Source organism: Ruoffia tabacinasalis (assembly GCF_042652985.1).
GTDB classification, from domain to species: domain Bacteria; phylum Bacillota; class Bacilli; order Lactobacillales; family Aerococcaceae; genus Ruoffia; species Ruoffia tabacinasalis.
The window spans coordinates 47,959-54,557 of sequence record NZ_JBHSHQ010000066.1 but is presented as its reverse complement, the minus strand read 5'-3'; the positions used below and the strand labels follow the sequence as shown (position 1 = coordinate 54,557).

The following is a 6,599-nucleotide window of genomic DNA, read 5'->3' as shown; positions in this document are numbered from 1 at the left end:
CTATAAAAAAATAGTAGTGAGAAATCCACCGTCGTGGTTTACTCACTACTAATCTTAGTATGTTTTTTATTTATGATTCGATAGCCAATCTTTTTGGTCTGTATTTGCTACGAGTTCTTTATGATACATCTGAAGCACTGAGATACGTTCAAGTAAAAAATTCCCAAGGAAGCCAACAACGAAGCCAGCTAAGATCCCAGAGAACGATAGGACCGGAAGATAATTCATCACAGAGAAGGATCTAGCAAATAAAGCAGCGACACTTAATTGCCCTACGTTATGCATCACCCCACCGAGCACTGAAATCCCGATAATACTCACTTTATTAGGTCCTAATTTTTTCGACCATAGCATCGCAAAGTAACTTAATAGCCCACCCGCTAAACTGTAAAAGAATGTCGACATATTTCCACCAATTAAGGCAGTGAGGACAATTCTAATTAACACGACTTGAATACTTTTTGAAAAAGGTAGTGTGAAAATAGCAATCACAGATATTAAATTCGCTAAACCTAATTTAGCTCCTGGAGCAAAGGAAAGAGGTGAAGGGATAGCTCCTTCAAGAATACTAATAACTACTGCCTGTGCAGCTAGCATAGCGATGTACACCATAATTTGATAACGACTTCGTCTCATCTCATTCCTCCATTAAACAACTTATTTATAAATTCCATATTATTTCTCATAACTATTCTCACAGTATACACGTATTTTTTTATATTGTTAACCGTTCAAGCAAAATAATAAAACAAAAGATACTTAACAATTAGATTCAATGAATTGTTAAGTATCTTATTAATTTATACGCCGCCAGAGGGAATCGAACCCCCATCCTAAGAACCGGAATCTTATGTGATATCCATTACACTATGGCGGCCTAACTTCTCTATTATAGCCATCTTTAGCCTTCATTTCAAGATACAAAAAAAGAAGCAGTGCTGATGCACTCCTTCTTTCAAAGTATTCTGTATTGAGTTTATAGAGCTTTTATTACTGCCTTAGTAAAGCCTTTAGTAGTCATCTCTCCACCTAAATCTTTAGTAAAGTTATTTGAATCACTTAAGACTGTGTCTAATGCATTTCTTAGGCGATTTGACGCGTCTTTTTGCTCAATATGATCCAACATCTGGCAAACCCCTAACAGAATTGCTGTTGGGTTTGCTAGGCCTTTTCCGGCGATATCAGGGGCTGAACCATGGACCGCTTCAAAGATTGAAATATCTTCCCCAATATTCGCCCCAGGCACTAAGCCTAAACCACCTACTAAACCAGCCATTAAATCAGAAAGAATATCTCCATAAAGATTTTCAGTTACAATGACATCAAATTGCTTAGGGTTTATGACCAATTGCATTGCCATATTATCAACTAGAATTTCTTTGAATTCGATGGATGGGTATTCTTCAGCCACACCTCGGGCAACTTCTAAGAATAAACCATCCGTCAGTTTCATAATATTTGCTTTTGTCACAACTGTCACACTTTGACGATCATTCACTTTCGCATATTCAAACGCTTCACGAACAATTCGTTCTGAAGCTGATCGCGTAATTATCTTAATACTATGAGCTTCATCGTCTGAAATTTGCTTTTCAACCCCTGCGTATAAATCTTCTGTGTTCTCTCTAAAGAGAATTAAGTCTAAATCTTTGGTTAAAGACGGGATAGTTCCTAGACTTTTCACAGGTCGAATATTCGCATATAAATCGTATTTCTTACGTAGAGCTACGTTAACACTTCGGAAGCCTTTTCCGATAGGTGTCATAATTGGCCCTTTTAATACGACCTTATTCTTTTCAATACTTTCATAAACATTATCCGGAATTAATGTTCCTGTTTGGTTAAAGACAGCTTCGCCCGCTTCAACAACCTCCCACTCAATCCCAATATCTAAGGCATCTACAATATTTCGTGCACTTTCCGTAATTTCGGGACCAATCCCGTCTCCTGGTATTAATGTAATTTTCACATCAATTGCTCCCTTCATTTTCTAAAATTTGTTCTACAGAGATATTGGCATAATCCCTGTAACTGCACCAACGATAACAAAGACAATAAATATTCCTAGTGATACGAGTAAACCTTTTTTCTGCCAGTCGCCCCACTCCACGTTTGTCATACCTAATAGTACATAAGCAAAAGGTACTAATGGACTAAATAAGTGGAAAGCTTGTCCCATTAAAGATGCAAAAGTTAACTCTAGTCCAGAAAAGCCATAAGCCGTTCCTGCTTCAGCAAGAATTGGCATCATTCCATAGTAGAATGCATCATTATGTAAGAAGTATGTTCCTGGCGCAGAAATGATAGCAACGATAATACCAAAGAAGCCACTTAAGCTATCTGGAATGATTGAAATTAAACTTGATGCAATTCCATCATCCATACCAGTTGCTTGTAAAACACCCATGAATACACCTGCACCAAATACTGTCATAACTACTTGGTTGGCTTCACTTGCATTATTATCAATACGTTCTTTTTGTAGTGTCAATGACCCGTAGTTTACGAGTAATGCTACAACTGTACCAACCATAAAAATGATTGCTGATGGAATGACATTGGCAATTAATAATCCAATGGCAACAAATACAATAATTGCATTGATCCAAACATTCTTAGGTCGACGGATATCTAGTGTTTCTTGATCTTCGATAACCATTAATTTCTCAAGTTCATTATTTGATAAGTTTACGACACCTAAACGCTTCCGTTCACCGCGCCCAATCACATAAGCCACGATAAACATGTAGATAATTCCAGAAATCATCATTGGTGTTAAACCACGCATAACATCCGCTTCACTTACATTCATTACTGCAATTGCACGAGCTGTTGGTCCACCCCATGGTAGCAAGTTAATAATTGAATGTGATGTCATTGTTAATACGGCTAAGTCTAACATCTTCATATTCAAACGTTTATATATTGGCACAAAAGCCGTACATACAATAATCATTGTTGTTGTTCCATCACCGTTTAATGATACTGCGGCAGTCAATGCGACTGTGGCGATCATCACTTTCAATGGATCTCCTTTTGCGAAACGAATCATAGCGTTTGAAAGCGGGTCGAATAGACCAGCATCAATCATAATTGTAAACATGTATATTGCAAAGAATAGCATGATACCTGTCTGCGCTGTACCTAGCAGACCATCCATTGCAGCCTGTCCAATATCAATATTCCATAAGCCAAATAATTGACCCACAATCGCCCATACAATTGGTAGGAAAACTAAGCCAACGAAGGGAGATATCTTTTTCATCATAATTAGAATCATAAATACAATTATTAATGAATAACCCATTAAAGCAACCATTTATACACCTCATTATTTTATGTTAATTTTAGATGAACGAAATATTATTTAATCATCTATTTTTAATTATTCATTAATTATATATAACCCATTTAATTTTGACAAGTTATCCTTTGAATTTTGTATATAAATTTGTGATTGGTAAGCGTTATTTTCGCTGTTTTTTAATATCGATGTTGCTTTATCGTCGTAAATATATTTTTATATTTAATAAATTATTGCATAAAAATAGGCGATTCGTAACGCAACGCTCACACGTTCCAGTTACAAATCGCTCTCATTTTCCTTAATCTAATAGTGCTTCAAATTCAGCTAATCTTTGTTCAAATACATCTAAGGTTTGTTCAATATAATCTCGTTGTGTCATATCTAAACCAGCAGTCTTCATCGTATCGATGGCGTACTGACTTTTTCCTGATTTCAAGAAGCCTAAGTAGCTGTTTAATGCTTCTGCATCACCATCAGCAATGCGATCAGCAAAAGCAGTTGCTGCAGCGAAGCCTGTTGCATATTGGAATACGTAGTAATTCATATAGAAGTGAGGAATACGACTCCACTCATTCTTAATTTCAGAATCAGAATTCACAGATGGACCATAATATTTCGCATTTAATTCTTGGTAATTTTCTGAAAGAAATTCTGCTGTTAACGGTTGGCCTTTAGCATCTTGCTCGTGCATAAAGTGCTCAAATTCTGCGAATTGAGATTGACGGAAGACTGTTCCTTTTAATCCATCTAAGAAATGATTTAGAACATAGCGTTGAATTTCTTTATCATCATATGTTCTCAATAAATAATTCGTTAATAAGTTTTCATTCGTTGTTGATGCGATTTCTGCTAAGAAAATTGAGTAACTTCCATATTCGTACGGTTGATTCGCATGTGTTAAGTAACTGTGGGCACTGTGTCCTAATTCATGGACAAGTGTATATAATGAATTTAGGCTATCTTGCCAGTTCATTAGAATATAAGGTTTACTGTCATATGTTCCTGAAGAGTATGCTCCACTACGTTTACCTTTATTCTCATAAACATCAATCCATTGCTCGTCAAACGCATTGCGAATGATCTCTAAGTACTCTTCACCTAATGGTTGAAGCGCATTTAAAGTAATTTCTTTTGCTTCTTCATAAGTAAAGGCAATTGGAGGTTCACCAAGTAATGGTGTATACATGTCATACATTTCTAAATCTTCAATATTTAACAATGATTTACGTAAGTCTACATAACGATGTAATAAGTTTAATCGAGAACCAACAGTGTCTAATAATGTATCATATACAGATTCAGGAATATTATTCGTGAATAAAGCAGCTGCTCTCGCTGATTCAAATCCTCTAACTTTAGCATTGTAATTATGTGTTTTAATTTCAGTTGTTAAAGTTTGAGCTAATGTATTTTCGAATTGTTGATATACAGAATAGAACCCTTTAAAGGTATCTTTTCTGACACGTCTATCTGTACTTTCTAATAATTTACCGTATAAACCATGAGTCAATTGAACGTCATTACCTTCGCTATCTTTCACAGTTGGGAATTGGAAGTCAGCGTTATTTAAGTAACCAAAGATACGTGTTGCTCCACCAAAAACTTCACTCGCGCTTGCTAGTAATAATTCTTGTTCTGGTGGTAAAACGTGTTCGCGATTACGTGCAATATCGTCAATAAACTGATCTAATTCTTTTAGTCTATCATTGTTTGCTGTCATTTCTTCTAGTTGCTCAGCAGGAATAGCAAGTAATTCTGGTCTAAAGAATGACGTTACTTGACTATATTTAGAATATAGTTGATCTGTTTGAGCGTTCATTTTTTGGTATGTCGGATTTGTTTGATCTTGATCATTTTTCAAATGAGCATACACACCTAAATTAGAAACTTCACGTCCTAACTCTAACAATGTATCAATGGCTTCACTAAGCACTTCTGGGCTTTCACCTAATCTACCTTGGTAAGCTGTAATCTTATCAAGATTATTATCGGCTTTGGCGTACCCACTTTCAAATTCTTTGTCGGAAGCAAATAATGGTGTTAAATCCCATTGATATGTTGCATCCATTTGTTCTCTTGTTTTTACATTTGATTCTGTCATCAATATCCTCCTCATTTAAAATCATATAAATAGTGTATCACATGTGCTTTTTCTAAACCAATTTGAAGAATCTTTATTTTGAAAACCATTCCATGCTACTCTCTTTTTCTATTATCCCTTTTTGAAACAGTAATATAAGAATGGCTAAACATAATATTGGGTAGATATCATCATGAATGAGTGGTGTTTGAGCTACTTTAATTTCCGAGCATGCTCGAAATTTCTCAATGAAGTCATCGGTAGTAAATGAATGATTAAGTTGTCTGACGATCGTCAATGCCCAGGAAAAGACAAGCCAACTGGGTGATTGAGTTAATAACACTTCCCACTGTTCTGTAAAAAACCATTCTGGTAAATCAGTTAATACTGTCCCTTGTTGATATAATAAGTAAATGGTATTTCTATACGCTTCATTATTCATAATGCCACTTAATTGGCGATGATAATTTAATGGCTTTTGTACATGGTTCCGCACTGAAACTAACTCAGCATTTTCATCTTGTAAGCTATCTTGTTGATGGAATTCACGAATGGTCATTTTATTTTGTTTCAGCCTGTAATTGTTTTTCTGATAGATTATCGGTAGGTGATGTTGAATAATTATTTCTTTATTCTTTAAGTTAAGAAATTTCAAGTGAAAGCCCCAGCCATCACTATAATTTAACATTGTTTGCTTCCATCTTTGATTCAACGCGGTTCTGCGTGTTGTGAAATCATCCATCAGCCAGTGCACTTGACTCACATGCTGTTGGTAATTTAAATTTCTTACCCTGACATCGGCAGCTGGAATGACGGATCTTTGAAATTCATAAATAACCGACTCCCTACTCGCACCATTTGTTGTGACATAGACATCTGCATATTGATTAATTTCTGGAAAATATAATTCAGTTTGAAGAACAAGTTTCTGTATATCTTGCAATTCCTCAATGATAATTTCTTTCCCAAGTTTGTGTTCTTCCGATTCTATTGGACTCATACGACTTTCTTCTGATTGGCACTTCGAATAATGACTAAAAAACCCTTTGCCTTTATGACTATCCTTGTAAAATACTTTTTGGGCACAAGTTGGACAATAAAATTCCGTTAAATCTGGATGCTTTAATTTTACTTCGCTGCCATAAATTAACTCGCCTTCTTTTGAAATAGCAACTAACATTTGATCAATCCCCCTTATGTATAAATACACAA

The 6,599-nt window shown here is 35.5% G+C and carries 5 protein-coding genes and 1 tRNA gene; all 6 read right to left on the bottom strand.

Translation table 11 applies throughout. The features are described 5' to 3' along the window. Nucleotides 1-66 precede the first annotated feature (66 nt). Entirely contained in the window at nucleotides 67-636 is a 570-nt protein-coding gene (locus ACFO5Y_RS10835) for a Gx transporter family protein (RefSeq protein WP_197104751.1), read from the bottom strand. A gap of 169 nt (nucleotides 637-805) precedes the next feature. Then, a tRNA-Arg gene (locus ACFO5Y_RS10830) sits at nucleotides 806-877 on the bottom strand. A 99-nt stretch (nucleotides 878-976) separates the two neighbouring features. Further along, nucleotides 977-1,969: an isocitrate/isopropylmalate dehydrogenase family protein gene (locus ACFO5Y_RS10825; protein WP_331459528.1), complete on the bottom strand. Its 993-nt coding sequence runs from the start codon at nucleotides 1,967-1,969 to the stop codon at nucleotides 977-979. A 33-nt stretch (nucleotides 1,970-2,002) separates the two neighbouring features. Continuing rightward, nucleotides 2,003-3,319: a CitMHS family transporter gene (locus ACFO5Y_RS10820; RefSeq protein WP_197104749.1), complete on the bottom strand. Its 1,317-nt coding sequence runs from the start codon at nucleotides 3,317-3,319 to the stop codon at nucleotides 2,003-2,005. Between the two features lie 286 nt (nucleotides 3,320-3,605). After that, nucleotides 3,606-5,408, bottom strand: a complete 1,803-nt coding sequence (gene pepF, locus ACFO5Y_RS10815) for an oligoendopeptidase F (RefSeq protein WP_197104748.1) — start codon at nucleotides 5,406-5,408, stop codon at nucleotides 3,606-3,608. 73 nt (nucleotides 5,409-5,481) lie between these two features. Next, complete coding sequence (locus ACFO5Y_RS10810) at nucleotides 5,482-6,567, bottom strand: competence protein CoiA (RefSeq protein WP_197104747.1); 1,086 nt, start codon at nucleotides 6,565-6,567, stop codon at nucleotides 5,482-5,484. Nucleotides 6,568-6,599: the final 32 nt, after the last annotated feature.

Coding starts and splice junctions, on each gene's coding strand:
- ACFO5Y_RS10810 (WP_197104747.1), bottom strand. CDS start 6,567: ATGTTAGTTGCTATTTCAAAAGAAGGCGAGTTAATTTATGGCAGCGAA.
- ACFO5Y_RS10820 (WP_197104749.1), bottom strand. CDS start 3,319: ATGGTTGCTTTAATGGGTTATTCATTAATAATTGTATTTATGATTCTA.
- pepF (WP_197104748.1), bottom strand. CDS start 5,408: ATGACAGAATCAAATGTAAAAACAAGAGAACAAATGGATGCAACATAT.
- ACFO5Y_RS10835 (WP_197104751.1), bottom strand. CDS start 636: ATGAGACGAAGTCGTTATCAAATTATGGTGTACATCGCTATGCTAGCT.